This window comes from Streptomyces capparidis, assembly GCF_054782095.1.
Genome location: NZ_BAAGTD010000053.1, coordinates 1 through 25106, shown reverse-complemented (window position 1 = coordinate 25106; position 25106 = coordinate 1). Strand labels below are relative to the sequence as shown.

Below are 25106 nucleotides of genomic sequence, written 5' to 3'. Positions count from 1 at the left end.
AACACCTCACCCCCGGCGGGCTGTATCTGCTCTCCCTGCCCGCCTGGGAGCTGCGGGAGGTGCTGACCGCGCTGCGCCGGGCCCGGGACGGTGAGCCGGGCACGGGAGAAGCCGCGGCGTGCGGGGGTCTAGGCGCCGGCCCCGCTGTCCCACGCCTCGGCCAGCGGCACCAGGTGGTCGATTCTCGTGCGCCGGCCGGAGCGCGACGGGCGACGCGGGGTTACACATGCGCTACGTCGTCGCGCTGCGCGGGACCGCCGCCGGCCTGCTGACGGCGGCCGCGGTCCTGGGAAGGCATCGGCAACCACATCGACCAGCTGCTCGTGAGGTGGCCAGTTCTCTCAGAGAGAGCCGGCCACCATGAGATCAGCGGCAACGTCGTCCGTGACCTCGCCTGGGTGGCTGTGATCGAGATCTTGTTCTCAGGGCGCTTATCTCCAGGTCGCTGTGAATTCGTTGGGGCTGTTGGTTGTGTGCCAGTGGAGTTTTTTGCCGTCCTTGTCAGGTGGGCGGGTGGCGTCGTGGTCTATGCCTACTCGCTTTCTCGGCTTGTCGTAGGTGAAGTAGAGGGAGCCGCCCGCGGGGGTGGTGTTTTCGCCGGAGTGGATGATGGTGTGGTAGGGGACTCCCTCCAGGATGGAGAGCTCCATGCCGTCGCCGGAAGCGAGAGTGAAGTTGGTTGCGGGTTTCCGTTTGATCTGCAACTCGGTGCTCGCGTGGCCGGTTGTGTCGGTGAACGTCACGCGGATGTCCCGGCCGGTGAACTCGGTGTAGCTCACTTTCCGGATTCGATGGTTGAACATGTCGGCGATGTGGATGCTTCCTGTTCCGTGATCGACGCATACACCGGACGGGAAGCAGAGTTTGGCTTTCCTGGCGTCTCCGCCGTCTCCGTCGAAGGCGCAATCACCGCCGCTGCCGGCCACCAGGATGATGGTGGCCCCCGACACCTTCCAGATTCGCCTGTTGGTGGTGTCGGTGAGGTGGATGTCGCCTGTTCTGTGGTCCACCGCGACGCCGTGGGGCTTGCCCATCCCGGATTCGCCGCCGCCGCCGGCCACCGTGGTGATGAGGCCCTTGGACACCTTGCGCAGGCGCCCGTTGCCGGTGTCGGCGAGGTAGAGGTCGCCTGTCCTGCGGTCCACGGCCACACCCTGCGGGCGGCACAGTCTGGCCTGCCTGGCGTCTCCGCCGTCGCCGTCGTAACCGCACTCGTCGCCGCTGCCGGCCACGGTGCTGATGACACCTCCGGACACCTTGCGCACCCGGTGGGTGAATGTGTCGGCGAAGTAGAGGTCTCCTGTCCTCGGGTCCATTGCCACGCTAGAGGGGGCATCGAGTTCTGCTTTCGTGGCCTCACCTCCGTCGCCGCCGAAGCCACGTCTCTCGCTGCCGGCCACCGTGGTGATGATGCCTTTGGACACCTTCCGCAGCCGGGCGTTGCCGGTGTCGGCGATGTAGAGGTCGCCTGTCGTGCGGTCCACGGCCAGGCCGGACGGGTAGCAGAGTCTGGCCGCCGCGGCGTCCCCGCCGTCCCCGCTGAAGCCGCATTCGCCGCTGCTGCCGGCGATCGTGGTGATTATGCCCCCGGAGACCTTCCGCACGCGGTGGTTGAAGGTGTCGGCAATGTAGAGGGCCTTCCTGTGTTCGTCCACGGCGATGCCGTGGGGGTGGTGGAGTTTGGCTTTCGTCGCGTCCTGGCCGTCGCCGCCGAATCCCTGTTCGCTGCCGGCGATGGTGCGGATGAGTTTGGGTTGCAGTGTCGTCGCGTGGGTGAGTTCGGCTGTGCGTGTCATTGCTGCTCCTGGTCGCGGTGCGGCTCCGGCGTCTGTTTCGCGGAGGGGAATGTCCCACTGTCGGGGTCGCGTGTGGTCGGTGGGAGGCCCCGGATGCGCGCCCGCCGGGCGCCCGGGGTGCGGCGTGTTCCCCGAACCACGGTGCGCGCGGCTGCCTGGTGCGGCCAGCCGCGGGCGGCCGTACGTGTGCGGGCGGGCGGGGCCGGGGGGCGGCGGGTTCCGCGAGATGCGGTGGGGTCGGGCGGGTTCTACGCTCGATGGGTGAGGCCGGCGCGTCCGCATGGCGGCGCAGCGGGTCCCCGCGGTGGCCGGGTGGATCGCCGGCTGCCGCTCTTCCGTGCCGAGCAGGGGAACGCAAGCGGCCCCGTTCCCGTTCGTCAGGTTCTCCTGCGGCGTCTTCCCCCACCCCTGTCGGAGGGCACCCCTATGATCCGCGCGTCCGAGACGATCGAGGCGGTCCGGCTCGCACCCGGGACTTCGCTGGGGCACGAGCCCTACGCGTCGTACTGGTTCCCCTCGGAGCCCGGTACCCACAGGTCGATCCTCGACTGGGCCCCGGAGAAGGATCCCGAGGCGCCGTTCAACCGCTCCCGGGTGCCGCTGTGCCAGCGGGAGCAGAGCGACGAGCTCAAGGCCCACCCCAACGCCCGGGCCGGGGAGGGCCGGATCACCTCCTGCGCCGTGTTCCACCCCACCTCCGGCCACCCCGCCCAGGGCCTGCCCATCCACACCCACTACGCCTTCGGGTACTGGCAGTACATCGACAGCCTGGTGTTCTGGGGCGGCGCGGTGGACGAGGGCATCATTCTGGCGCCGACCCCGCAGGTGACCGACGCCGCGCACCGCAACGGCGTCAAGGTCTACGGGACCGTCTTCTTCGCGGAGAGGGGCTGCCCCCCGGAGTGGGTGAAGAAGTTCGTGGAGAAGGAGCAGCACAGCGGCCGGTACCCGGTGATCGACCAGCTCATCCGGGTGGCGTGCCACTACGGCTTCGACGGCTGGTTCATCAACGAGGAGACGGGCACCAGCAAGAGCGACGGGACGATCAGGAAGGGCTTCTGGGACTGCCTGGCCTACGCGCAGCGGAAGAGCACCGTCGATTTCGTGTGGTATGACGCCGAGGGCTCCCTCACCGAGGACACCTCGGACATCCTTCAGCGGGACGGTGAACGGGTCAACGACGCGTACTTCCTCGACTACGCGTGGTGCGGCAAGGCCGTGTGCGTCTCCCCCTCCGAGGGGAGCCTCCCGGACTCCGCCGAGGCGGCCGGGAAGCTGGGGCGCAGCCCGTACGACCTGTACGCGGGTCTGGAGATGGCGCAGGGCATGTGCTGCCCGGCGGGGGCGTTCCCCGAGGGGAAGCGGCACACCACCTCGGTGGGGCTGTTCAACCCCGAGATGCGTTCCATGAGGGACTTGCAGCGCAAGAAGTGGACCGAGCGCAAGCCCCCGATGGACCTGAACGCGTTCCACCGGGACGAGGCCGTCCTGTGGGTGGGCGAGCGGGGTGACCCCTCCGACATCCCCGGCTCGGCGGCCAACCAGCAGACCGGCCTGGCCCGCTACATCGCCGAGTCCACTCCCGTGTGCGAGCTGCCGTTCGTCACCAACTTCAACACCGGGCACGGCGGTGCCTACCACGCCCAGGGGCAGCCCATGCCCCTCGACAGGCGCCCGGGGGGCGACGGCACGGGGTGGTGCAACCTGTCGCTTCAGGATGTGCTGCCCACCTACCGGTGGATCACCTCCCCCAGGGACCATGTGGCGCTCTCGCTCGACTTCACCGACGCCTATGAGGGCGGCACCTGCCTGCGCCTGGACAGCGCGACGCCCGCGGACGGGCTCGTGGTCGCGCGCCTGTACCAGACCCGGGTGCGGGTCACCGAGGAGACCGCGGTGTCGATCGTCGTCAGGACGGCGACCGCCGGCGACACCGGGCTGCGGCCCGTCGTCGCCTTCGACGACGCCCCGCACACGTTCGTCGAGCTCGCCTCCTTGGGGGAGACCTCCGGGGACGGCTGGGAGACGAAGACCGTGAGCCTGGGCGCACACGCCGACCGGACGCTGGTGCAACTGGGCCTGGGCACCCGCACGGCGGGTTCCGCGCCCCCGGCGCCCGGGCCCCACAAGGTGTGGATCGGCCAGATCGCGCTCTACGACGCACCCCTGCCCACTCCGTCCCCCGTCGCCCGCACGCGCATCGCCGTCGAGGCCCACTCCAACCCGGCAGGGGTGGTCCTGCGGTGGACGCCCCCCGAACCCGCGTCGGCCGTGCACCACTTCGAGGTGCGCCGGCTCGACGAGGGCCGGCCGTCCTTCGTCGGCGCCACCTTGAACGACATCTACTACGCCGTAGTGCAACGCCGCGCACGCGAGCGGACCACCCGGCTGGAGGTTGTGGCCGTGGCCCCGCACGGCGCCCGGTCCGGCCCCCTGGCCACCGCCGACGTCACATGGCGGTGAGCGTCCGCGCGTGACGAGTGCGCCGGTGACCACCGGCGTGGGGGAGCGGAGCCGTCGCCGGGAGGCCGTTCACCGTGCCGCGTGCGCCCGCGAGCCGATATTTCCCACCCCCCCCCCGGCACATGCCGATTCTCAGCAATCAGTGAGGGAGGAAGGTCGTGTTTCCGTTCCATGAGAGCTTTGCCGAGGGCAAGCCGATCCACAAGAAATGGAAACTGACAGGCGCGAAAACGGAAAAAGGATGGCTGCGCCTGGTGAAGGCGGACAGGCAGCAGTCCGGGACCGCCCTGCTGACATGGCGTTCCCCAGCGACAAGGGGATATCGGTCGAATTCGAGTTCGCGGCGCACGGCGGCAAGTCCGGCAATCAGGGAGACGGTTTCTCCTTCTATCTCATCGACGGCACCGACAACAACACGACCGGCCCGGGCGCGCCCGGCGGCGCCCTCGGTTATGCCTGTCGCGACAACGTGACGAAAGGCGTCAACAAGGGGTACATCGGGATAGGCATGGACCAGTTCGGGAACTTCTCGGACGAGACCCATGCCGGGCATGGCGGGCCGGGGCGTTGCCAGGACCACGTGGTGATCCGCGGTTCGGGCAACGAGTGCAAGGACTACTGCTTCATCCACGGCGTGGGGTTCGCGGGCAAGCTGGGTCCTTCGCCGGGGAAGCCGGCGCGTGTGCACCTGTCGGTGATCAAGGGACGTGTGACCGTGGCGGTGAGCGACGGGTCGAAGATGCACACCCTGATCGACCGCGACCTGCCCGCGCCCGGGAAGTCGGGCATAGTCAAGCTGCCCGCGGAACTGAAACTCGGCCTGTCGGCGTCCACCGGCGAGGCCACCAACAACTATGACATCCGCAATTTGGCCGTCACTCTGCCCGCGGACGTGTACACGACGCTGGAGGCGCCGCAGACGGTCACCAACGGCACAGAACTCACCTACACCGCCACCTTCGGCAACGCAGGGCCGAACGCGGTCACCGACGGCGCCGTGTGCATCGAGTTGCCCCAAGAGCTGACCGGCGTGAAGACCAGCGTGAAGAGCCGCAGCAGCAAGAACGCCATATGGAAGCCGGGCAACGTGAAGAACAGTCCGGTGACCGGAACGGTCGAACTCCCCGCGGGCGAGACGGTCGTCCTGTCGGTGACCGGCACCGTGCCGGAAGGGGTCGCCGACGGCAAGTGCCTGACCGGCAAGTCCACCATCGGCTCTAAGATCACCAGCGACCCGAAGTCGGAGAACAACACCGCCACCCGCGAAACCAAGGTGCAGTACCTGCTCGCCGACCTGTACACCACCCTCGGCGCACCGCAGACGGTGCACGACGGGGAGCGGCTCGTCTGCACCGCCACCTTCGGCAACAACGGCCCCGCCGAGGTGCGGGACGGCGCCGCGCGGATCGATCTGCCCTCGGGCCTGTCGGAGATGAAGGCCAGAGTTGTCGCGTCGACCGGTGGCGGCAGTTGCACCTCGGGGCCGGCGGTGACCGGCAGCGTGGTCACCGGGGCCCTGCACCTTCCCCGGGGGGCGACGGTCGTCATCGAAGCGTCCGGCGCCGTGCCCGAGAGGGCTCGGGACGGCATGCAACTGGTCAGCAGGTCCGCCATCGGCTCGAAGGCGACCAAGGACCCCGTCCCGGGCAACAACGTCGCGACCGGCTGCACACGCGTGCGGGTGCGCAGCGCCGATCTGCACACCACGCTCCAGGCGCAGCAGACGGTGGTCAACGGCGAGCGGCTGACGTACACCGCCACCTTCGGCAACAAAGGGCCGAACGCCGTGGACGACGGCGCGGCCTCCATCGAGCTGCCCCAGGAGCTGACCGGCGCGACCGCCCGGGTGAAGTCGGCCACCGGCGGCGGTGCCTGCGTCACGGGACCGCAGGTGCGCGGCAGCGCGGTCACCGGCGTGCTCAGGCTGCCCAAGGACGCGACGGTCGTCATCGAGGCGGGCGGGACCGTCCCGAAGACGATCGCCGACGGCGTGCACCTGACCGGTCGGTCCACCATTCGCTCGCAGAAGATCATCGACCCGGACCAGGGCAACAACGCCGCCACCTGCACCACGCGCGTGGCGTACCTGCCCGCCGACCTGTACAGGAAGCCGGCTGCCGCCCCGGCCGTCGACAGCGGGGCGGGCCTCACCTGCACCGCCACCTTCGGCAACCACGGCCCGCACCCGGTGAACGACGGTGCCGCGTGCATCGAGGTGCCCAAGGAGCTGGTCGGGGTGAAGCCGAAGGTGGACAGCACCGGCGGCGGCGGACGCTGCGTCAGCGGCCCCTCGGTGCAGGGGCGCAAGATCACCGCCGAACTGGACCTGCCCAAGGGCGCGACGGTGGTCATCAGCGCCACCGGTACCGTGCCGAAGCACATCGCCGACCGCACCCGTCTGACGGGGACGTCGACCATCAGGTCCGCGAAGATCAAGGACCCGAATCCCGCCAACAACACGGCGTCGTGCACCACCCAGGTGCGGGCCCTGGTCGCCGATCTGTGGACCACGCTGGACGCCTGGCGCGAGCAGGTCGCGGGCAGCGCGCTGTCCTTCACCGCGGCCTTCGGCAACAGCGGCCCCCAGGCCGTGGACGACGCGGAGGTGCGCATCGAGCTCTCCCCGCACCTCACCCAAGCCGACGTCCACGTCGTGGACGCGTCCGGCGGCGGCGCATTCGTGTCGGGGCCGACGCTGAACCGGCAGAAGCACCAGGTGACCGGCCAGCTGAAACTGCCCAAGGGAGGCAAGGCCACCGTCCGGGTCACCGGGACCGTCGCGGAGAAGACACCGGGCGGCACCGCGTTGACCTGCACCTCCCATGTCGACTCCGCGCGCACCTACGACCCCGCGGCGCAGAACAACACCGCCGCCCGCACCACCAAGGTGCTGGCCCGCAAGCCCATCACCGTCGACAGCAAGATCCTGGCGAAGGAGCCGAAGGACGGGCGGTGGACGTACACCTACGGCATCGAGGTGACCTACCAAGGGTCGCTGACCCAGCCGGCGCAGGACTGGGTGATCCACTTCCGTGTTCCCCACGGGTCCCGGTTCCTGCGGGCCAACAAGCCGCCCTCGGGCCTGCACACCTGGAACACCGTCCCCGAGTACGGCTGCTCCGGAGACGTCGCCTGGGTGATGTCCGACGGCCGGAGCCACCCGCTTCCCGCGAAGGTGAGAATCACCGTCCCCGTCGAGGTGAGCCACCCGGAGAAGAACGACGAGAAGTACAAGAACCTGCCGGATCTGAAGGCCGACGCCCTGCGCGTCGAGAGGAAGACGCCCCGTCTGGTCACCGCCTGACGGCGAGCCACCGACCGCGGCACCGCCCGCAGGCCCCACGCCCCCCGCATGGGGGTGCCGGCCCGTCGGGCGGTGCCGTCGGCCACCTGCCGCGACGGGGGCGGCGGCGGTCCGCGGCGGCACGTTCCACCCGCCCGGCCGCCGTCGGCGGCGCAGTGCGGCGGCGTGAGGAGTGGGCGCCCGGAGAAGGCGGGGGGTATGCACAAGGAGCAGTAGCGTGGTAACGAGCGCGGCGTGGCCGATGTGGTGCCGCTGCGGGTCACGGTGCGATGGGAGGCGGACGCGTCGGTGATCCCGGCTGCGCGGGACTTCGCCGCTTCCTTCCTCGACCGTCTGCGCAGCCTGGGGAACGCGGTGGGTGACGCCGCGTGGTCGGCGGTGCTGCTGGTGGTCAGTGAGCTGGTCACCAATGTGGTGCGGCACGCGCCCGGCCCGTGCCGGCTGACGCTGAGGGCGGAGTCCGGGCTGCTGGAAGTGGCGGTCACCGACGGCTCGCCCGTACGGCCTCGGGTGCGCCCGCAGGACCCGAACCGGGTCGGGCAGCACGGCATGGAGCTGATCCACGCGCTGTGCCTGCGGGTGGAGACGGAGCAGACCGGGGCGGGCAAAACCGTCCGGGCCTGGATCCGGTTGGCCTGATCGAAGGATCGCCGGCCGAACCGACTGCCCGTCCCGGTGGCCGGTGGCACCGTATCCACGGGCGGGCCCGCACGGGCCGCACCGGGAGCCGTCCCCCGGGTGCGCGGAGGCCCGCCGCATCGCTGGAGCGCCGGATGGAGGTGACGGAATGCCGCACGCACGCGTGAGGCTCTACCGCACGACCACTGCCGAGGGCATCACCGTGGTCACCGCCGACGGAGAGATCGACCACAACGCCGCCGCCCTCCTCGGCCGTGCCCTGACCCCGCCGGCCGGCCGGCCTCCGCGCATCGTGCTGGAGCTGACCCGCACCACGTTCCTGGACTGCGTCGGCGCCAACGCGCTCATCCACGCCCACCACACCCTGCGCGACGCCGGCGGCTGGATCCGCCTGAGCTGCGCCCGGCAGCCTGTCGCCGACGTCATCCACCTGCTGGGCCTGCACACCGTCATCCCCCTGCACCCCACCACCGACCACGCCCTGCGCGCCGGCACCTGAGCGCGGGCGCGCGGTCGCCGGGAAAGGGAGGGCGGCCGGGCGGGTGGTTCCCCGCGGAGGCGGGCGGTGGGGGCGACGTGGCCCAGGGACGGTGGGGCGGGCTCGACGGGGGTGGGGCTCGGCCCGCGTCCGCGCGAGCCCCGGAGCGGGGGCCAGGGCTCGCCGCAGGCCCTCACCGCGTCCCGAAGCCGACCGGGCCTCAACGTTCCGCCACGCCACCCCGGCCTCGGACGAGCTCACTGGCCGCCCACGCCAGTGGGAGGGGAACAGTCAGCCCACGACCGCCGCCGATCCGCATGGACCGGTGGCCTGCGGGGAGATGATCTCGATGATGATCATGCCGGTGTTGGTGCAGACGGGCTCACTGGGGCGGTCGTCAGCGTCGTTGTCGGCGTCGTCAGCCGGGGCGGCGGGGAGGGGGAGTGCGTCGGCGTTGCCGCAGTAGTTGGTCGGGCCGGTGACCGGTGCGCCGATGGTGTTGCCCGCGCCGTTGCCGGGCGAAGCCGTGGCGGTTCCGCAAGCTGCGGCGCCGTTGCCGGTGTTGACGCAGCCGTTGCCGAAGGCCGGGGCCAGGATGTCCACGATGCCGCCGGCCCGAGCAGCGGTGGCCGGCAGGAGACCGGCAGCCAGGAGCAGCACGGCGGAGACGGCGGCGCGGGCAGCAAGACGCGGGCTCATACCCATGCCAACGATCACGGACACACGCGGGCACAGCACACCGGAGAGCAGAAACAGCTACCAAGATCCCCGACAGCGTCAGCTACTCAGCGGCCCACCCACACAGGGTCGGCACTAAGACGTCGTTTTAGTTGGTGAGCTTGCGGTAGCTGATGAGAGTTGCGGCGATGCCGACGAAGGCGAGGAAGTGTTCGGCCTTGCGTTCGTAGCGGCGGTGCAGGCGTCGGCAACCGGACAGCCAGGACACGGTTCTCTCGACCACCCAGCGGTGCCGGCCCAAACGCTGCGAGGACTCGATGCCCTTGCGGGCGATGCGGTGTCGGATACCTCGTTTGCGGAGCCATCTCCGCAGGTGGTCGTAGTCGTAGCCCTTGTCGGCATGCAGCCTGTCCGGCCGTCGCCGGCGGGGACCGCGCCGGGAGCGGATGGGTGGGATGCCGCGCACGAGCGGCTGCATGCCGAGGCTGTCGTGGGTGTTCGCTGCGGAGATCCCCAGAGACAGGGGCATCCCGTTGCGGTCCGCGATCAGGTGGATCTTCGATCCCTTCTTGCCGCGGTCGGTCGGATTCGGTCCGGTCAGTGGCCCCCTTTTGCCGCCCGCACGCTGACGGAGTCGATCGCGCACCGCGACCAGTCCAGGTCACCTCGGGCGCCGAGCTCGTCGAGGACGACGCGGTGGAGGCGGGCCCAGACCCGGTCCCGGCTCCACTGGGCGAAGCGCCGGTAGACGGTGGGCCATGCCGGTCCGAAGACCGGCGGGAGCTGCCGCCAGGTGCAGCCCGAGGTGGCGACGAAGACGATCGCCGCCAGCGTCTCGCGGTCCCCCGCCCGGCGCCGGCCACCACCCTGCGGGCGTCTAATCTCCGCGGGCGGCACCACTCGCCGGAACAGCACCCACAACTCATCCGGCACCAGCCGCTCAACCAGGTCTGCCACGAACGGCCCAACGACCCGCCAACGCCAAAGGAAACGGTGTCTAAACCACGACGAACTGGTTCAAAAACAAGCGCTTTTGGGGAGGTCCAGGTGTGCAGGCCGCTGCCGGCTTCCGTGAACCGCGTTCCCTCCGGTGGCGGCCTGCTCCCCCTGCGCGTCCCCGCAACGGCCAACCAGGACGAGGACGGGTGCGCAGGAGCGACGAAGGCCAGGGCGTGGTTGCGTGCCAGGACGCGTCAACCCCGGGTGGGCCTGGTCCGGCAGACCACACGCGGGCGCCACGGCCCCACCGGCTTCCCCGCCAAGACTTCCCCGCGCCCGCCGACGGAGTGAGACGGGATAGATCGGCGTCGGCAGGAGGCGGGCGGGAGCTGTATCCGGGTGGCTGACCATGGCAGGGCCCACCCGGTCCGGGCGACGGGGCGCCGCCCGGGGCCGGCGCCGTGCGGGGACGTTCCCCCACAGGGCGCCGCCCGGCCCGGCCCGGCGCTGCCCAGGAGCCCTCACGCGTGGCCGCCCGGGAGCCCATTCGCTCTCCCCTTGGCTTTCCACTTCTCAAGGGGCGGCGGCAGGCAGTGTGCAGGTCAGCGGCGCCGGGCCGGGTGGGATGGCGAGTTGGGCAGGCGAGGGCTGTCGGGGCGGTAGTGGGTGGCGTGGCTGAGGAAGGAGTCGGCGTCCGGCATGGCCGCGAGGGTGGCGCGGGTGGCGGTGCCGGTGACTACGAGCAGGGTGGCGGGGGCGTGGCGGGTGATGTCGTACAGGGCCGGTACGGGGGATGTGCGTGGGGTGCGGGCGGGGCGCAGCCGGTTGATGTCGGCGACGACGAGCAGGGGGGCGCCGCGCAGGAGGTGGTCGGTGACCCACACGCTGGCGTCGGCGTCGTGGGGGACGGGGTGGCCGAGGCCGGTGGCGAGGTCGGACAGCAGCGTGTGGCCCGGCTGGTGGTCGGGGACGGTCCACCACAGCGGGCCGGGGCCGGGGCGGTGGGTGGCGCCGAGCCGGCCGCAGTCCCAGGCGGCTCGGACGGCTGCGGGCAGCAGGGTGTGGAGGGTGCCGTGGAAGTGGGTGTCGTCCAGGAGCAGGGTCGGCCAGCCGCCGTCCTTGGCCTCGGTCAGTGCCACGGCGAGCTCCCGCACCACCGGACGATGTCCGGCCGGGACCGCGCCCGGCGGTGGTGCGGGTAAGGCGCCTGCCCGCGGGTGCGGACCGCGGCCGGGCCGGGCCGCGGTCACGACCTGGTCCTCGTCGTCCGGCCAGCTCCCGGCGCCCGGCAGGGCCCGGCGGCGGGCTCCGGGTGTCTCGAGGGGCGCAGTTCGGTGCGCGTCTGCTCGCTCGTCGCGCTCCGGCCGGCGCACGGGCAGGTGCCGGGCGGGTGCGTCACCGGCGCAGGACAGCCCGAAGACGGACACGCGCGCACGACACGGCCACCAACGTCAGCGCCAGCGGCGCCAGCGGTGGTGGTGGCGGTGGCGGTGGCGGCGTGAACGGTGAGGCTCATGCCGTCATCCTGACGCAATCAGCGCCAGCAGTACGGCAGTTCACTCGGACAAGCAGCAGCCACCCGCGGTGCCCAAGCCCGGCTTCCCCTGGGGTTGTTTCCTGCGCCGGGATGGCGTGGCAGTGGACGCCGCCCGGCACGACGGTGCGCCGTGCGCCCCGGGGATGTCGAGACGGGTGCGTCACCCCCACGTGGCCGATTGCCCCCAACCTTCCTCGTCGCGGTCCTTGGGGCCCTACGCTGAGCGAAGTCGTCCCGGTGGTCTTTCCCCGTGCTACCGGGGAGGCTCTCACGCGTCGGGGCGCTGTTGTGAACGGCGTTCCGGGTGCAGCCGCCGCCGAGCACCTGACTCTGCCTCACCGGGACCCGGTGCGGCTGGGGGACTCAGGTGCCGGTGTTCTTCCTGTCCTGCTGGTGGATGTAGGGAACGCTGTCGGCATCGCTGTCCCGCGACATCAAGATCCTGATCCGCCTGCCTGAGCACTGCAACGAGCGGCCTGAACCACCCCGTGGGTTGCGGTCACGGTTGCCGGCCGGCCGCATCCCCGCCGGGGTCGTCGGCCAGGACGACGGACGCTGTGATCCGCTTGCCCACCGGCTCACGCTGAACGGCGAAGCTCCGGCAGAGGGCCATGACGATTTCCAGGCCATGCTGGCCGATCCGCCCCGGGTCCGGCGCCAGGACCGCCGGCAGGGCCGTATTGCTGTCCCACACGTTCACCCGGACGGTCCCGCCCTCGACCTCCAACGTCAGTAGGCACGGCCCGGGGGCGTATTTGCGGGCGTTGGTCACCAGCTCGCTGACCACCAACTGCACCGCGCCCATCGCCCGCTCCGACACCGGCAGCCCGTGCACCGCCTGCACATCGACCAGGAAGGACCGGGCCAGATGCCGGGCCTCGGCGATCCTGTCTCCGACCTCGAACACCGCAGAGACCGAGACCACCTCACCGGCCAGCGACTCCCGGTCGCTTCCGTCCGCTGCCTGGTCCACCCTGCCCGCCTTGATCCCCCAGCGCTCCTGCCTCACGCAGGCGCGTCCACCCGGAAATCCCGACGGAACCCCTCCAAACCCGCCGCCAACGCGCGCCGGGAGATCAAACAAGCACTGAGCTCGGCGGAGTCGATCGGCACGCCGGGCCTGTCCGGCCCAGCGTTGACCTGGCCGGTCGGCCGGCGGCTGGGAGCGAACCGCGCGTGCGAGCTGCGCGCACTGGCCTGAGGCGACGGGTGCTACTTCTGGGCCGTACCGGTTTTCCCGCTGATGGACTTCTGATACAGGTCCGCGTAGGTGGGCGAGTCCTTGATCAGCTCGTCGCAGAACGCGGCGACGTCCTGGCTGATCAGTTCCAGGACTCCCTTTCCCGCGGCGACGCCCTCCTCGAAGAAGTCGACGATCTCCGTGAGCAGGTTTCCGTCGGACAGGTCGGTCGGTCCGACCTTGAACAGGTACCTCTGCATCTCCTTGTAGACGATCTGATAGTCCGGCGGGAGGGCTTTGACCCGAGCCATGTGCGCTCGCCACTGCTTCTTGCCCTCGATGATGTCGTGGATGCTCACGTCAGTTCTCCAGCCGGCTCAGTTTCCGTGCGACGTTCCTGTTCAACTGCTCGCGCCACCGGTCGCGATGGGTTCGCGCCCCCTCCCCGCCGGCCAGTGCCGCGCAGAAGCCTGGGATGTCGTCACCCAGCACCTCGCGGACGCTCAGTCCGTCGGCCGCGGCTTCTTGGAGCAGCCCCAGGGCGGCGTCGAAGATCGGCATCAGGTTGCGGCCGGTGAAGTCCCCATGGGGAAAGAGGTGGATCTTGATCTGTTCCCAAGCCGCCCGGTAGTCGTCGGGCAGGGTCTCGGCCCGGGCTTCGAATGTCTTCCACTGTCTGGTGAGATCGCTGCCTGTGATGGTCTCCCAGAATTTCATCTCCCGCCCTCCTTGAGCCTGTCGATGCGTGATGAGACGTACTGCCATTTCGCCCAGAACTTCGCGAGTTCCTCGCGTCCGGCGTCGTTGAGCGTGTAGAACTTGCGCGGCGGACCGGCCTCGGAACGCCGTTTTGCCACGTGGACGAGTCCCTTCCGCTCCAGTCGCAGCAGGATGGTGTACACCGTCCCCTCGACGACGTCGGTGAAGCCGAGCTCGTTCAACTGACGGGTGATGGCGTACCCGTAGGTTTCTTCGCTGTCGATGATTTCGAGCACGCACCCTTCGAGCGTGCCCTTCAGCATCTCCGTCAGGTCGTCCAACGCACGCCCCTCGATCCCAGCAGTACTGCGTAGCACTGAGTACCGCTACACAGTACCACTAGGTAGCCGCGGGCGCCGGCGGGCGGCGATGGGAGGCCCAGGGAGACCGGAACGGAGTCCAGCGGCATCGACGGGACCGGCATCACATGCCCGAGGGCCTGCCGCGCCACACTGGTCTGTTCGTACGGCGCGACAGCCCGGCTCGCCGGTTCGAGCCGCGGCGCGGCGCCACCGCGATCGTCCGCGCGGTTTCGGCCGCGGAGGCCGAGCCGGCGTGGCCCTCGAGCGCCCGAGGGGTTCCAGCGACGACGTGCACGGTGTTGGGCAGGCTGCTGCCGCGGTTCGGCCGGGGGAGGCGTGTGCCGCGTCCGCAGCCTGCGACAGGGCACCGGCCGCATCGTGTGCGCCGCCTTTCACGTGGTGCTCGTGTCCGGGGTGGGGGCGGTGCACGGCCTGCCGCAAGCGCATCGGAGCGCCTCGGGGCCGGATCGAGGGCGACGGCGATGACGTCGCTGGCTGTGGTGGCCGCCGGGCCGGGGTGGCTGCGCTCGTGGTCCGGTGCGGAGCGCGGTGTCCGGCATGCCTGGGTGTCCGGGAGACCGGGGTCCGGACACCACTTTGCGGGCACCGTTCCCCCGGGGCCGTACGGACGCCCCCGCCATCCCGTCCACCGCCCCGGGGCGCGGCTGCCCGGCCGCGCGGAAGGCCCCCGTGCGGGAGACGGCGGCGGTGCCGAGTGGCGATGAGGCCGCGGTGCCGAGCGCGGTCGTCGCCGGGCCTTTGGCGCAGGCGCGGAAGGCCGCGGCAGCGCCGCCCGGGCCCAGGGGGCAGGATGGGCGCGAAGGGATCACGGCGGCCGGGGTGGGGCGGGGATTCAGAGCGGCGACGAGGGTGGTGCGGCGACGCAACACCCGAGGCGGCCTCGGCGGCGCGCTGGATCAACGCCGATCGGGCGGGGACGCGTCGCGGTCCCGGCGAGCCATCACCTCAGTGAACGATGATGCGTGTGCCAGCCGGATATCCTGTCCCGGCACCGGATGGTGCCCTGCTGCCGGCCCTGGACCGCGTCCACCGTCTTCGGGCGCCGGCTGCTTGCGGTCGGGCAGTGGCTGTGTCCGGTCCGGCGCGAGGTGATGGGGGCCGCCGTGGGCGATGAGCTGCTGGAGTTGACCGTCTCGCACAGCGGGGGGTCGGTGGCGGTTGTGGCCGTGGCGGGGGATGTGGACCTGCACACCTCGCCTGACCTTCGTGCTGCCGCGGCGGAGCTGGTGGAGACCGGTCGGCATCATCTGGTGCTGGACCTGTCGGAGGTGGACTTCTTCGACTCCTCCGGTCTGAGTACGTTGGTGGGGATCTGGAAGGTGGTGCAGGCGCGGGGCGGGTCGCTGAAGCTGGCCGCCGTCCCCGACCGTCTCCAGCGCATGCTCGCGCTGACCGGGCTGGCCGCCTACATGCCCGTCCACCCCACCACCGCCGCCGCGCTCGCCGCCCACCACACCTGACACCGGCCGGCGGGGCAGGCACACGTCCTCCCGCGGTCCGGGAAGGTTCATGACCGCCGCGGGCGCGGTTCGGTGAGGGCTGTTCTCGCCGGGCCGCGCCCGGTCCCGGCGGGGTTCGGTCCCTTCGATGTGCGGTTGCAGCCGGCAGGTACACGGTGCAGAGCCTGTGGTCCGCGCACCGCTGAGCGAGCGGACGGCTGGCGGCGTCAGCCCGGCTCCCACCGGCGTGTGCCGCTTGGGATGCGGGCCGCCGGGGCGGGAGGGATGCGCCAGGAGGGCGGGGGGTGGAAGGCTGGTGTCCGTGAACGACACGGGGGGCGGCGTCGACCGGCGGGCGCCGGCCGACCAGGACATCAGCGCCTGCGCGGCGTACGAAGGCGGCACCGGATGCATCGTGCAGGCCCGCGACATGGCCGCGGGCTTCCTGGCGCGGGTGCAGGCCGTGCACGGGCTGCCGGTGTCAGCTCGGGCGATGGAGGCGGTGCGGCTGGTGGTCAGCGAGCTGGTGACCAACGCGGTCAAGCACGCCCCGGGCCCGCTGCTGCTGGAGTTGCGCGTGCGCGAGGGGGCGGTGGAGGTGACGGTGTGGGACAGCGACCCTGTCCTGCCGGTCGCCCGCGCCGCCGACCCGGGCCGGGTCGGGCAGCACGGCCTGGAGATCGTCACCGCGCTCAGCCGGGCCTACCAGGTGCGGCGTGAACCGGTCGGCAAACGCATCACCGCCCTCGTTGCCCTCGCCGATGATCCCGGCGGCCACCGGGCCGGACACCAGCCGCTGCACCCTGCCTGACCCGGCGGCGCAGGCGCCGGTCAACGGGTGTGAGTAGTCGCGGTACAGAAAAGTGCCGCTGACATTGATCTTGTCGGGGTTACCCGCGGGACTCCTGCTGGCCGCGATCGTCTCGGTGCCATGGTGCGCCGGGCCGTGTGCGAACGGCGTCGGTGGTGAGCCGCAGGGCGTAGACCGGCCGTCCGGCCGGGTCGGGTACGGGGCCGAGGTAGGGGTGGCCGGTCATGTGGCACCAGGCGGGCAGGTCGAGTGGGGCGGCGGGGTCGGTGGCGATGACGTGGACGACGGTGCCCGGCTTCGCGCCGTCGAGCTGCTTGCGCAAGCGCAGCAGGAGGGTGACGCAGAGCAGGCCGGTGCCGTCGACGGTGATGTCCGGTGCGGGTATGGCGGTCATCGGGGCAGGGTCTGGGTGATACGCCACAGGCGGCGGGGCAGGTCGCCTTCCTCGAAGGCGTGGACCTCGTCGAGCGTCCAGCCGTCGGCGAGGGCGTCGACCAGGGCGCGGTCGAAGAAGTGGACGGCGAAGCCGCCGTGCTCGTAGATGTCGTCGCCGTGGGCGGTTCCGGTGCCGTAGTGGGCGTCGCCGGTGTGGCGGACGGTGTAGACGAACGTGCCGCCGGGCCGCAGGACGCGGCGGATCTCGGCGACGGCCGCGTGGATCTCCTTGGTGGACAGGGCCATGCACAGCAGCATGTGCGCGAAGACCGCGTCCACGGAGGCGTCCGGCAGGGGCAGCGGGTCACGGACGTCGTGGACCGCGGTGGTGACCTGTCCGGCGATGCCCTGGGTGCGGGCGGCGTCCCGGAGCTGCTCCAGGCCGGTCGCGGAGAAGTCGGTGGCCTGGACGGTGAAGTTCTCGCGGGCGAAGTACAGGGCGTCGCGGCCGTGCCCGGCGCCGAGCTCCAGCACGTCGCGGGCCCCGGCAGCACGGAAGACGCCGGCGGCGTGGACGGCCGGTGCGGAGGGCTGCTCGCCGTACATCCCCGGGTGGGCGGTGTACGTGTCCTGCCAGTGCCGCCGCTGGATCTCGGCCAGCTCCTGCTCGTCCGCCACGGTCTTCGGCCTCCTGTTTCGTGTCGCGGGTGCAGCTTAGACGTGCCTGGTTGCGGCCGGTCAGTGCCCGCGCGGGGCGTACATGATGACCGCCATGCCGGCGAGGCAGACCAGGGCGCCGATGGCGTCGAGGCAGTCGGGGCGGTATCCGTCGGCGACCATGCCCCAGGCGATCGACCCGGCGACGAAGATCCCGCCGTACGCGGCGAGGATGCGGCCGAAGTTGTCGTCGGACTGGAAGGTGGCCACCACGCCGTACAGGCCGAGGGCGATGATGCCGGCGCCGATCCAGATCCATCCCTTGTGCTCGCGGATGCCCTGCCACACCAGCCAGGCGCCTCCGATCTCGAACAGGGCGGCGACGGCAAAGAGGGCGACGGAGAGGGCGACAAGCACGGGGGGCCTTCAGAGGGTGGAAGAAGCAGGGGAAGAGGGGTGGTGTGGCGGTCAGGCGGCCGGGCCGAAGAGTTCGGCCAGCAGCGCGGCTCCCTCGGACGGGGCTTGCACCTGAAGGTGCAGGACGGGGCCGTCGAGGTGGAGGCGGAAGTCGAAGAACGGGCAGCACTGCTGCTCGGCGGCGGCCAGGGCCGCGATGGCACCGGCCCGGTCGGCGGGAAGGGTGAGACGAAGGCCCTCGTCGGTCTCCCGCCGTTCGGCGCCGTCGATCAGCCGCCGCCACTGCTCGGTGCGCTCGCCCAGCAAGTCACCGCTCAGGGAGCAGGCCACCGGCGCGCTTCTCCACCGCTCAGCGTCCTGCTCGGCGGCCCGGCGGCTGGGCAACACGGCGACGTCGACCGGCCGGGTGAGGGCGGCGGGGGCGAGGAAGCCGCATGCGGGATCACGGCGCCCGGGCCGGTCGAGCAGCGCATCGAGGTGGTCCAGCGCCGTGTGCAGGGTGGCGGTGAACGCCGCCAGTTCGGCGGCGCGTGCCTCGGCGTCCGCGATCCGTGCTGCGATCCGCGGCCGCAGATCGGCCTTCACCTGCGCGCACGCGCCGGGCTCCCACACCGCCAGCAGCTCCGAGACCTCCTCCAGCGGCAGCCCGAGGTGCTTGGCCGCGCCGATGAACGCGAGGCGCTCGACCGCGTCCTCGCCGTAGAGGCGGTAGCCGGCCGGGGACCCAGGTCGCGGAGTGCTTGTCCGCGGGCGCGCAGACGCACGATCAAAACCCCGTCGCCGCTGTGCCCGCGCCGGCCCGCACGGCGGTGGCAGGGCCGGTGGTGGCGCAGGAGCCGTCCGCGTCGGCGGTCACCGATCAGCCTTCGGCCGCAGTGGGCGCCAGCGCAGCGACGGGGCGGCCGGGGACGGCCGGCCCCGGGGCGCGCCCCGGGGCGCCGACCGGGCAGGCCGGACAGGCCGGGGACGACGCGGGCAGCGGAGGCGTGGAGGACTACGCGCTGGAGGTCGTGCGGGAGATCGGCATCGCCATCGGCGTCACCTGCGAGGAACTCCCCCGGCGGCTGACGCAGGACGGACACGCCGTCTCCGGACGCCAGGCGAAACGGTGGCTGGAGGGCTGGGAGAAGGCGGGCCTGGTCCGGCAGACCACACCCGGGCGCTACGGCCCACAGGCATCCCCGCCAAGGACTTCCCCGCACCCACCGACGGATGAGACGGGATAGATCGGCGTCGGCAGGAGGCGGGTGGGAGCTGTATCCGGGTGGCTGACCATGGCAGGGCCCACCCGGTCCGGGCGACGGGGCGCCGCCCGGCCCTGCGCCGTGCGAGGACGTTCCCCCACGGGGCGCCGCCCGGCCCGGCGCAGCGCTGCCCAGGAGCCCGCGCGCATGGCCGCCCGGGAGTCCATCCGCTCTCCCCTTGGCTTTCCGCTTCGAAGGGGTGGCGGCAGGCAGTGTGCGGGTCAGCGGCGTGGGGTCGTCGGGGAGGGCGGGTTGGGCAGGCGGGGGCTGTCGGGGCGGTAGTGGGTGGCGTGGCTGAGGAAGGAGTCGGCGTCCGGCATGGCCGCGAGGGTGGCCCGGGTCGGTGCCGGTGACTACGAGCAGGGTGGCGGGGGCGTGGCGGGTGATGTCGTACAGCGCCGGTACGGCGGAGGTGCGCGGGGTGCGGGCAGGGCGCAGCGGGTTGATGCCGGCGATGACGAGCAGGGGGGCGCCGCGCAGGAGGTGGTCGGTGACCCACACACTGGCGTCAGCGCCGCGAGGGACGGGGTGGCCGAGGCCGGCGGCGAGGTCGGACAGCAGGCTGCGGCCCGGCTGGTGGTCGGGGACGGTCCACCACAGCGGGCCGGGCCCGGGGCGGTGGGTGGCGCCGAGCCGGCCGCAGTCCCAGGCAGCGCGGACCGCTGCGGGCAGCAGGGTGTAGAGGGTGCCGTGGAAGTGGGTGTCGTCCAGGAGCAGCGTCGGCCAACCGCCGTCCTTGGCCTCGGTCACCGCCGCGGCCAGCTCCCCCACCACCGCCGGGTCGGCCCGGTCCGCGCCCGGCGGTGGGGCGGATAAGGCGCTCTCCTGCGTGCCCGGGACAGCGCCGGGCCGGGACGCGGTCACCACCCGACCCCCGGCATCCGGCCGGCACCCGCCGCCCGGCCGGCACCCGCTGCCCGGCCGGTCCCCGGCACCCGGCGGTGCACAACAGGCCCTGGACGGCGGACCGGGAGCGGCTGGGCGCCCGGGTGGCCCGGCCCGGTGCGTGTCCGCTCGGGCGTCGCCGCCGGACCGGGACGACGACGGTCCGCGCGGGGAGGGGTGACCGGTGCAGCGCAGCCCGAGGGCGCGCACGCGCGCGCCGGGCGGCCGCTGTCGACGGGAAGAGTGGGGGCCATTCCGTCATCGTGACGCAACCCACGGGGGCAGCGGGGCGGTTTGGTTCGGATCGGGTTGCTGGTTCAGCCGATGACGATGAAGTTGAAGGGCCGGTCCGAGGGGTTGTAGTTGGAGTCGCTGGTTTTAATGGTGACCTGGTTGGTGTCGATGGAGGCGATGTGGGTGGTGTCCTGCATGTACAGGGACTGGGTGTGCTCCCAGATGGTGGCCGTCGCGCTCGGGATTCCGGGGAAGGGGGTGCTGAACACGATCTGGTAGGTGCCGGTGGCGATCTTGTTGAGCGTGAAGTTGCCGCTGGTGCTTTGGATGCTGCCGTTTTGGGCGACGCTTCCCCGTACGACGTGTCCGCCCAGGGTGCCGGATTGCGGTGAGGGCTGGGGGGTGCCCGCGGTGCGCCGCAGGTACCAGACGGTGCCGCCCTCCTTGGCCAGCCAGATCTGCTGGTTGGCGGCACCGCCGCCCAGGTTGGGGTTGGTGAAGACGTGGGTGCCGTTGACGGTGACGGTGACCTCGTCCAGGCGCCACTCGTCGGCTCCGTCCAGCCGGATGTAGACCGGGAAGCAGTCGAGGTCGGCGACGGTGAGCTGCGGGCTGGTGGGGTCGTTGAAGTTGGCGTTCGCGACGTTGCTGCCGGTGCCGATGACGAAGGTGTCGGTGGCGCCGGTCTGGAAGTTGTTGGCCGCGGTGTCCAGGTTGAACTCCCGGCCGGCGATGCCGAGGTAGATCGCGTTGTTGGTTCCTCCCGCGAAGGTGTTGGCCGTCCCGACGGTCGCGACGATCTCCGTGATGTCCGTCATGATCGTTTACCCTTCCCTGGCTGCCCTGATGTCCGGGAGACACGACGGAGGCGTGCCGTCGCCCTGCCGGCCCCCGGCCCGACGGTCGGCCCGGGGTGAAGCGCCGCTTCGCTGCGCCACCGCTAAGATGCGCCGAGCGGACGCGGACAAAGCACGGGCGACTGCCCGTTCATCCGCATGTATGAACTTCGCTCGCGTTCCAAAGCGCAGGTGGTGATCACCTGCTAGCCCTCTCGATGGACCGCGGATCGACCGTTGATGCGTCTGGCTGCTGAACGCCGCGCACACCCAGTTCCGCCTCGCCCGCCCGCGGGCACCGGGCCCGGCGCCGGCCTCCGTTGCCTCTGGCAGGGATCCCCCCTGCCGAGCGAGCTCTCACCCCGACACGAGTCCGCCGGGGCGGGAACCCGCGCATGGGACGGGCTTCCCGGCCGGAGCGCCGACCACCACACGTCCCGGCCCCGGACGACCGCCTAGCTCGAGAAATCGGCACCCAGCCGCCCGCCACGACGTCGGCGCAGTCCTCGTCACCCGCCCACCGCAAAACCCGGCAACGCCCCCACGCGGTGCGCCGCCCGCCATGGCGGGCGGGGGGCAGCAGGGCAGCTCGCCGGGGTGGTCAGCAGGTGATCCCTGCGGCCTTCCACGCCGCGGTGATGTGCCGGTATGCGCACCGCCTCCTCATCACACGGGACCGGCCCGCCTGTTGCATTGATGAGCCGCCACGAGCCGCCGAGACCAGCGGGACGCGTCACTCGTTCAGGTCGCCAAATATTGCGTCTCCACGTGGTGGAGATGTCAATGGAATGCAGTCGAAGCGAAAGGCTCCACATGAGCGGAACGTCCTTCCTGTGGCTTGAGATCACAGGAAAGTGCCAGTTGGAGTGCGTGCACTGCTATGCGGAGAGCGGACCTGGCGCGACACACGGGAGGATGGCGCGGCGCGATTGGGAACGTGTCATCGACGAAGCCGCCGACTTGGGTGTGAAGGCAGTCCAGTTCATCGGCGGTGAACCCACCTTGCACCCCGACTTCGCGCCGCTGATCACTCGTGCACGGAAGCGCGGACTGAGCGCGGAAGTGTACAGCAATCTCGTGCGTATCACTCCCCCGCTGTGGAGCCTGTTCTCCGAACTGGGTATTGGCCTCGCCACCAGCTACTACACCGATGATCCGCGGCAGCATGCCGAGATCACACGTCGGCCGACCCTCCAGCGCACGAAGGACAACATCGCGGAAGCGTTGAGACGCGGCATCCCCCTGTTCGTGGGCATCGTCGATCTCCACGACGGGCAGCGCGTCGCCGAAGCCCGTGAGCAGTTGGCCGCCCTGGGTGTCACGCGCGTGAAGGTCGACCGCCTACGCGGCGTGGGCCGCGGCGGTCTGGAGCGGGCGAAGGACGTCTCGCAGCTGTGCGGCGGCTGCACGAAGAGCCGCGCGGCTGTGGCGAGCAACGGCGATGTGTGGCCGTGTGTCTTCTCGCGCTGGCTGCCCGTCGGAAACGTTCTCCGGGATTCGTTGTCGACGATTCTGTCCGGTCCGGACATGCTCCGGACAGCAAAGGAGTTGAACGCGCACTTCGCTTCCCGGAAGAACAGTTCCATCCACAATGAGAGCAAGGAGAGCGGCTATGAATCGCGAATCCGTCAGCACTGACGAAACCAAGACCACCAAGCAGCAGGACATCGCCCAGGCCCCGCAGACGGAGTGCAACCCCGCGGGCACGTGCGGCCCCTGTCACGACGAGGCCTTCGACTCCGAGCAGGACCAGGAATCTGCTCAGGCCTAGCTCCGACATCCTGTGAGGGGCCGCCGGTTCACCGGCGGCCCCTCACAGGCGCTGCCGTCTCGCGACACCGCGGCGCGGAGTACGGCCGCGCGCGACACCCTCCCGGCCGCGGGGTGCGGCGCCCCACCTCCAGGGCAGGGCCGTGATGCGGAGCGCTGACGCCGCACCACCGGCTGGCTGTCCGCACCCCACCGGTGCGCACCACCTGCGCCGTTCGGGCCGCACCGGTGCGGGCGGCGGACCTTCGCGCGGCGCGGCGCGGTCGGGGTGCGGTGCGTCGTGCAGCAATCGGGTTGGCGGCTGTGGACGACGGCGATGCACACCAAGGCGCCGCAGTCCCGGCAGATGCGGATTCGAACGCGGCGGGACCGCGGCGCCTTCCCCACCCGGCAGCGCCGGGTGGGGAAGGCGCTGCTCGTACCGGCGCGGTTGCCGGGTGGACGGTGGTGGGGTCGTCACCCGGTCCTCCCCGCAAGGCGAGGCGGGCGGGGCGGTGGGCGGCCGCGCGCCGCGGCCCGCTCCAGCAGACGCGCCCGGCGCGGCGGGGTCGGCAGGGCGCGACGGGGTCGGCGGGGTCGGCGGGGTCGGCGGGCGCGGTGCTGACGGATGCGGTGGTTCGTGTCGGCGGCGAGAGCGGCGATGCGCTGCCGGGTGCCCCCACCGTGACCAAGCCGGTGTCCTCCGCCTGCCCGCGCGAACCGCTGCGGCTGCTCGTACGGGCGGCCGCGGCGGTCGATGCCGACCACGCGAAAGGGGGTGGCCACACCGGATGCGGTGCGGCCACCCCTTTGACCGTGATCGAGGAGGGCGTGGTGTGCGGTGCCGGCGGCCGGGCCGGGTTGGTCGGGGCGCGGGTGCCCCGGGGGTGTGTCAGCCGGGCTGGTCGCCGGTCCAGCGGTAGATCTCGCCGTTGTTGTAGATGTGCCAGACGGTGCCGTCGGCGCCGGCGGCGACGTCGGTCGCGCTGCCGCGGGCCTTGGCCCAGGGGGAGGCGTCGTTGGTGGTGAAGCGGTGGATGGCGTCGTCGGCGCCGCCCCACACGTTGGTGCGCGACCCGGCCGAGATCGCCTTCAGGGCGGTGCCCGGCACCTGCTGCCAGGGGGTGCCGGTGGCGTCCGCGGTCCACCGGTAGGCGCTGCCGGCGGAGTTGACGTGCCAGACGGTGCCGTCCGCGGCGGCGCCGATGTCGGTGGCCGCGCCGGGCATCTGCACCCAGGGGGAGGCGTCGTTGTTGGTGTAGCGGTAGATGTTCCCGCCCGCGTTCACCCCCCACACGTTCGTCCGCGACCCCACCGCGATCCGCACCAGCGCGCCCGTCACCCTCAGCCATTCGGCCATACGTCTTCTCCCTCCGGGATGGACTGTCCGGGAAGATCCTGACAGGAAGAGCTAATGGTGAAAAAGTCTAGAAATATATTCGAATCAGAATTCAGTCCAGAAATAGGTGTTTGTCGGTGAGGGGGTGTTGGCCTGCTTGGCCCCCCGTACCGGCCCCGTGTACGGCATGGCCCGAAACGGCTCCCACCTGTGAGTGACACACCACCACCCACGCGCCCGCATCGGAAGGTCGCCAGCCCTTGGGCCCACCGGGGTCGGGTGCCCCCGGGCGATGTTCGGCCTCACCGCGCGGTTCCTCCCACGACCTACTGCCATCACCACCCCCGCCTGACCGGCAGCCCATCCGGGCCGAAGGCCGCCCCGACCGCGCCACTGGGTCCTGCCACACGAGGTGACTACCGGCCTGAGGCAGATCGCCGAACCTGGGCTCAACCGGGCGTGGTTGGTGGCCGGGGCGGGCGCGGGGAGGTTCCCAACGGACCGCCCTCGGCGTGATTGGCCAGCCCGGTGATGCAGAGTTCGCGTTCCACCGCCACGGGCGGGGAGCAGCAGGGCGGCCCGCAGGATGGTCAGCGCGTGATCCCGGCGGCCTTCACGCCGCGGTGAGGTGCCGGTATGCCTCCCGGCCCACCCCGTCCGGCGGCGCGCGCATGACCAGGGCGGTGCCAGGGTGCTCACTGCTGGGGTGTCCAGCGTCAGCACGGTCACCCGGTGCAGGCAGAAACGAAGCACCGCAGAGCTCGACCAAGTCCCGCAGCTCCTCCGTCCCGGGCTTGCCGTCGCGGGCGCGGCGCACCGCGTTCAATACCTCCCACACCGCTTTCAGCTCCCAGACGGGCAGGGTCAGCAGGTACAGCCGGTCGTGGTGGGGTGTTCGGGCAGGGCGGCCGCCAGGCGGGCTAGGGTCTCTCGTTTGGATCATCGGACGGACCACAGGAAGATGCCTGCGATGTGGAGTCCGGCCAGGTAGATGGTGGCGGTCTTGTCGTAGCGGGTGGCGATG

23 protein-coding genes are annotated in these 25106 nt (G+C 71.4%); 9 read left to right on the top strand and 14 right to left on the bottom strand.

Annotation, left to right across the window (positions count from 1 at the left end):
* Window positions 1-431: 431 nt before the first annotated feature.
* The gene (locus tag ACYVO2_RS31190; RefSeq protein ID WP_461011418.1) at window positions 432-1796 is read right to left on the bottom strand and encodes an NHL domain-containing protein; all 1365 of its coding nucleotides are present in this window, start codon (window positions 1794-1796) and stop codon (window positions 432-434) included.
* Window positions 1797-2222: 426 nt separating this feature from the next.
* On the opposite strand from ACYVO2_RS31190, the gene ACYVO2_RS31185 reads away from it, so the two are divergent.
* From ACYVO2_RS31185 to ACYVO2_RS31170, 4 genes are all read left to right on the top strand, one after another.
* On the top strand, window positions 2223-4259 hold the full coding sequence (locus tag ACYVO2_RS31185; protein ID WP_461011417.1) for an endo-beta-N-acetylglucosaminidase: 2037 nt from the start codon (window positions 2223-2225) through the stop codon (window positions 4257-4259).
* A gap of 295 nt (window positions 4260-4554) precedes the next feature.
* Complete coding sequence (locus tag ACYVO2_RS31180) at window positions 4555-7563, top strand: hypothetical protein (protein WP_461011416.1); 3009 nt, start codon at window positions 4555-4557, stop codon at window positions 7561-7563.
* A 234-nt stretch (window positions 7564-7797) separates the two neighbouring features.
* Entirely contained in the window at window positions 7798-8202 is a 405-nt protein-coding gene (locus ACYVO2_RS31175) for an ATP-binding protein (RefSeq protein WP_461011415.1), read from the top strand.
* Window positions 8203-8350: 148 nt separating this feature from the next.
* Window positions 8351-8701 carry an STAS domain-containing protein gene (locus tag ACYVO2_RS31170; protein WP_461011414.1) on the top strand — a complete coding sequence of 117 codons (351 nt, stop codon included), beginning with the start codon at window positions 8351-8353 and terminating at the stop codon, window positions 8699-8701.
* A 270-nt stretch (window positions 8702-8971) separates the two neighbouring features.
* On the opposite strand, the gene ACYVO2_RS31165 is transcribed toward ACYVO2_RS31170, so the two are convergent.
* From ACYVO2_RS31165 to ACYVO2_RS31135, 7 genes are all read right to left on the bottom strand, one after another.
* A complete protein-coding gene (locus ACYVO2_RS31165; protein ID WP_461011413.1) occupies window positions 8972-9385 on the bottom strand; it encodes a chaplin family protein in 414 nt (137 codons plus the stop codon).
* A gap of 121 nt (window positions 9386-9506) precedes the next feature.
* Window positions 9507-10306 (bottom strand): IS5 family transposase gene (locus tag ACYVO2_RS31160; RefSeq protein ID WP_461011448.1). Its coding sequence is split into 2 segments (ribosomal slippage): window positions 9507-9973 and window positions 9973-10306, totalling 801 coding nucleotides; the frame shifts between segments, so codons are not numbered across the junction.
* Between the two features lie 593 nt (window positions 10307-10899).
* Window positions 10900-11436 (bottom strand): hypothetical protein, encoded by a 537-nt coding sequence (locus ACYVO2_RS31155; RefSeq protein ID WP_461011412.1) that lies wholly within the window; start codon window positions 11434-11436, stop codon window positions 10900-10902.
* 897 nt (window positions 11437-12333) lie between these two features.
* Window positions 12334-12771, bottom strand: a complete 438-nt coding sequence (locus tag ACYVO2_RS31150) for an ATP-binding protein (protein WP_461011447.1) — start codon at window positions 12769-12771, stop codon at window positions 12334-12336.
* Window positions 12772-13046: 275 nt separating this feature from the next.
* Window positions 13047-13373, bottom strand: a complete 327-nt coding sequence (locus ACYVO2_RS31145; RefSeq protein WP_461011411.1) for a DUF1048 domain-containing protein — start codon at window positions 13371-13373, stop codon at window positions 13047-13049.
* A gap of 1 nt (window position 13374) precedes the next feature.
* Entirely contained in the window at window positions 13375-13731 is a 357-nt protein-coding gene (locus ACYVO2_RS31140; protein WP_461011410.1) for a DUF1048 domain-containing protein, read from the bottom strand.
* The gene (locus ACYVO2_RS31135) at window positions 13728-14054 is read right to left on the bottom strand and encodes a PadR family transcriptional regulator (protein WP_461011409.1); all 327 of its coding nucleotides are present in this window, start codon (window positions 14052-14054) and stop codon (window positions 13728-13730) included. The genes ACYVO2_RS31140 and ACYVO2_RS31135 overlap by 4 nt, the downstream gene beginning before the upstream one ends.
* 1004 nt (window positions 14055-15058) lie before the next feature.
* Between ACYVO2_RS31135 and ACYVO2_RS31130 the strand changes: the two genes are divergently transcribed.
* On the top strand, window positions 15059-15556 hold the full coding sequence (locus tag ACYVO2_RS31130) for an STAS domain-containing protein (RefSeq protein WP_461011408.1): 498 nt from the start codon (window positions 15059-15061) through the stop codon (window positions 15554-15556).
* Between the two features lie 301 nt (window positions 15557-15857).
* Window positions 15858-16346, top strand: a complete 489-nt coding sequence (locus tag ACYVO2_RS31125) for an ATP-binding protein (RefSeq protein WP_461011407.1) — start codon at window positions 15858-15860, stop codon at window positions 16344-16346.
* 79 nt (window positions 16347-16425) lie between these two features.
* Here the strand turns inward: ACYVO2_RS31125 and ACYVO2_RS31120 are convergent, their stop codons facing one another.
* From ACYVO2_RS31120 to ACYVO2_RS31105, 4 genes are read right to left on the bottom strand one after another with little or no spacing between them, the layout of a single operon-like run.
* Window positions 16426-16740 (bottom strand): sulfurtransferase TusA family protein, encoded by a 315-nt coding sequence (locus ACYVO2_RS31120; RefSeq protein WP_461011406.1) that lies wholly within the window; start codon window positions 16738-16740, stop codon window positions 16426-16428.
* A complete protein-coding gene (locus ACYVO2_RS31115; protein WP_461011405.1) occupies window positions 16737-17399 on the bottom strand; it encodes a class I SAM-dependent methyltransferase in 663 nt (220 codons plus the stop codon). Before ACYVO2_RS31115 ends, ACYVO2_RS31120 begins: the two co-directional genes overlap by 4 nt.
* Before the next feature lie 60 nt (window positions 17400-17459).
* Entirely contained in the window at window positions 17460-17795 is a 336-nt protein-coding gene (locus ACYVO2_RS31110) for a YnfA family protein (protein ID WP_461011404.1), read from the bottom strand.
* A 51-nt stretch (window positions 17796-17846) separates the two neighbouring features.
* Window positions 17847-18611, bottom strand: coding sequence for a MerR family DNA-binding protein (locus tag ACYVO2_RS31105; protein WP_461011446.1), 765 nt, complete (start codon window positions 18609-18611; stop codon window positions 17847-17849).
* Between the two features lie 59 nt (window positions 18612-18670).
* On the opposite strand from ACYVO2_RS31105, the gene ACYVO2_RS31100 reads away from it, so the two are divergent.
* Complete coding sequence (locus ACYVO2_RS31100; RefSeq protein ID WP_461011403.1) at window positions 18671-19021, top strand: hypothetical protein; 351 nt, start codon at window positions 18671-18673, stop codon at window positions 19019-19021.
* Window positions 19022-20241: 1220 nt separating this feature from the next.
* Here the strand turns inward: ACYVO2_RS31100 and ACYVO2_RS31095 are convergent.
* The gene (locus ACYVO2_RS31095) at window positions 20242-20976 is read right to left on the bottom strand and encodes a hypothetical protein (protein WP_461011402.1); all 735 of its coding nucleotides are present in this window, start codon (window positions 20974-20976) and stop codon (window positions 20242-20244) included.
* Window positions 20977-21642: 666 nt separating this feature from the next.
* Between ACYVO2_RS31095 and ACYVO2_RS31090 the strand changes: the two genes are divergently transcribed.
* Together ACYVO2_RS31090 and ACYVO2_RS31085 are read left to right on the top strand one after the other, a co-directional pair.
* A complete protein-coding gene (locus tag ACYVO2_RS31090; RefSeq protein WP_461011401.1) occupies window positions 21643-22632 on the top strand; it encodes a radical SAM protein in 990 nt (329 codons plus the stop codon).
* Window positions 22607-22765, top strand: a complete 159-nt coding sequence (locus ACYVO2_RS31085) for a hypothetical protein (protein ID WP_461011400.1) — start codon at window positions 22607-22609, stop codon at window positions 22763-22765. The genes ACYVO2_RS31090 and ACYVO2_RS31085 overlap by 26 nt, the downstream gene beginning before the upstream one ends.
* 870 nt (window positions 22766-23635) lie before the next feature.
* On the opposite strand, the gene ACYVO2_RS31080 is transcribed toward ACYVO2_RS31085, so the two are convergent.
* Complete coding sequence (locus ACYVO2_RS31080; RefSeq protein WP_461011399.1) at window positions 23636-24103, bottom strand: tectonin domain-containing protein; 468 nt, start codon at window positions 24101-24103, stop codon at window positions 23636-23638.
* Window positions 24104-25106: the final 1003 nt, after the last annotated feature.

Bases quoted from the DNA above. Each gene is read 5' to 3' on its own strand.
- ACYVO2_RS31170 (WP_461011414.1), top strand. From the start codon at position 8,351: ATGCCGCACGCACGCGTGAGGCTCTACCGCACGACCACTGCCGAGGGC.
- ACYVO2_RS31185 (WP_461011417.1), top strand. From the start codon at position 2,223: ATGATCCGCGCGTCCGAGACGATCGAGGCGGTCCGGCTCGCACCCGGG.
- ACYVO2_RS31140 (WP_461011410.1), bottom strand. From the start codon at position 13,731: ATGAAATTCTGGGAGACCATCACAGGCAGCGATCTCACCAGACAGTGG.
- ACYVO2_RS31120 (WP_461011406.1), bottom strand. From the start codon at position 16,740: ATGACCGCCATACCCGCACCGGACATCACCGTCGACGGCACCGGCCTG.
- ACYVO2_RS31095 (WP_461011402.1), bottom strand. From the start codon at position 20,976: ATGACGGACATCACGGAGATCGTCGCGACCGTCGGGACGGCCAACACC.
- ACYVO2_RS31180 (WP_461011416.1), top strand. From the start codon at position 4,555: ATGGCGTTCCCCAGCGACAAGGGGATATCGGTCGAATTCGAGTTCGCG.
- ACYVO2_RS31190 (WP_461011418.1), bottom strand. From the start codon at position 1,796: ATGACACGCACAGCCGAACTCACCCACGCGACGACACTGCAACCCAAA.
- ACYVO2_RS31090 (WP_461011401.1), top strand. From the start codon at position 21,643: ATGCGCACCGCCTCCTCATCACACGGGACCGGCCCGCCTGTTGCATTG.
- ACYVO2_RS31165 (WP_461011413.1), bottom strand. From the start codon at position 9,385: ATGGGTATGAGCCCGCGTCTTGCTGCCCGCGCCGCCGTCTCCGCCGTG.
- ACYVO2_RS31080 (WP_461011399.1), bottom strand. From the start codon at position 24,103: ATGGCCGAATGGCTGAGGGTGACGGGCGCGCTGGTGCGGATCGCGGTG.
- ACYVO2_RS31085 (WP_461011400.1), top strand. From the start codon at position 22,607: ATGAATCGCGAATCCGTCAGCACTGACGAAACCAAGACCACCAAGCAG.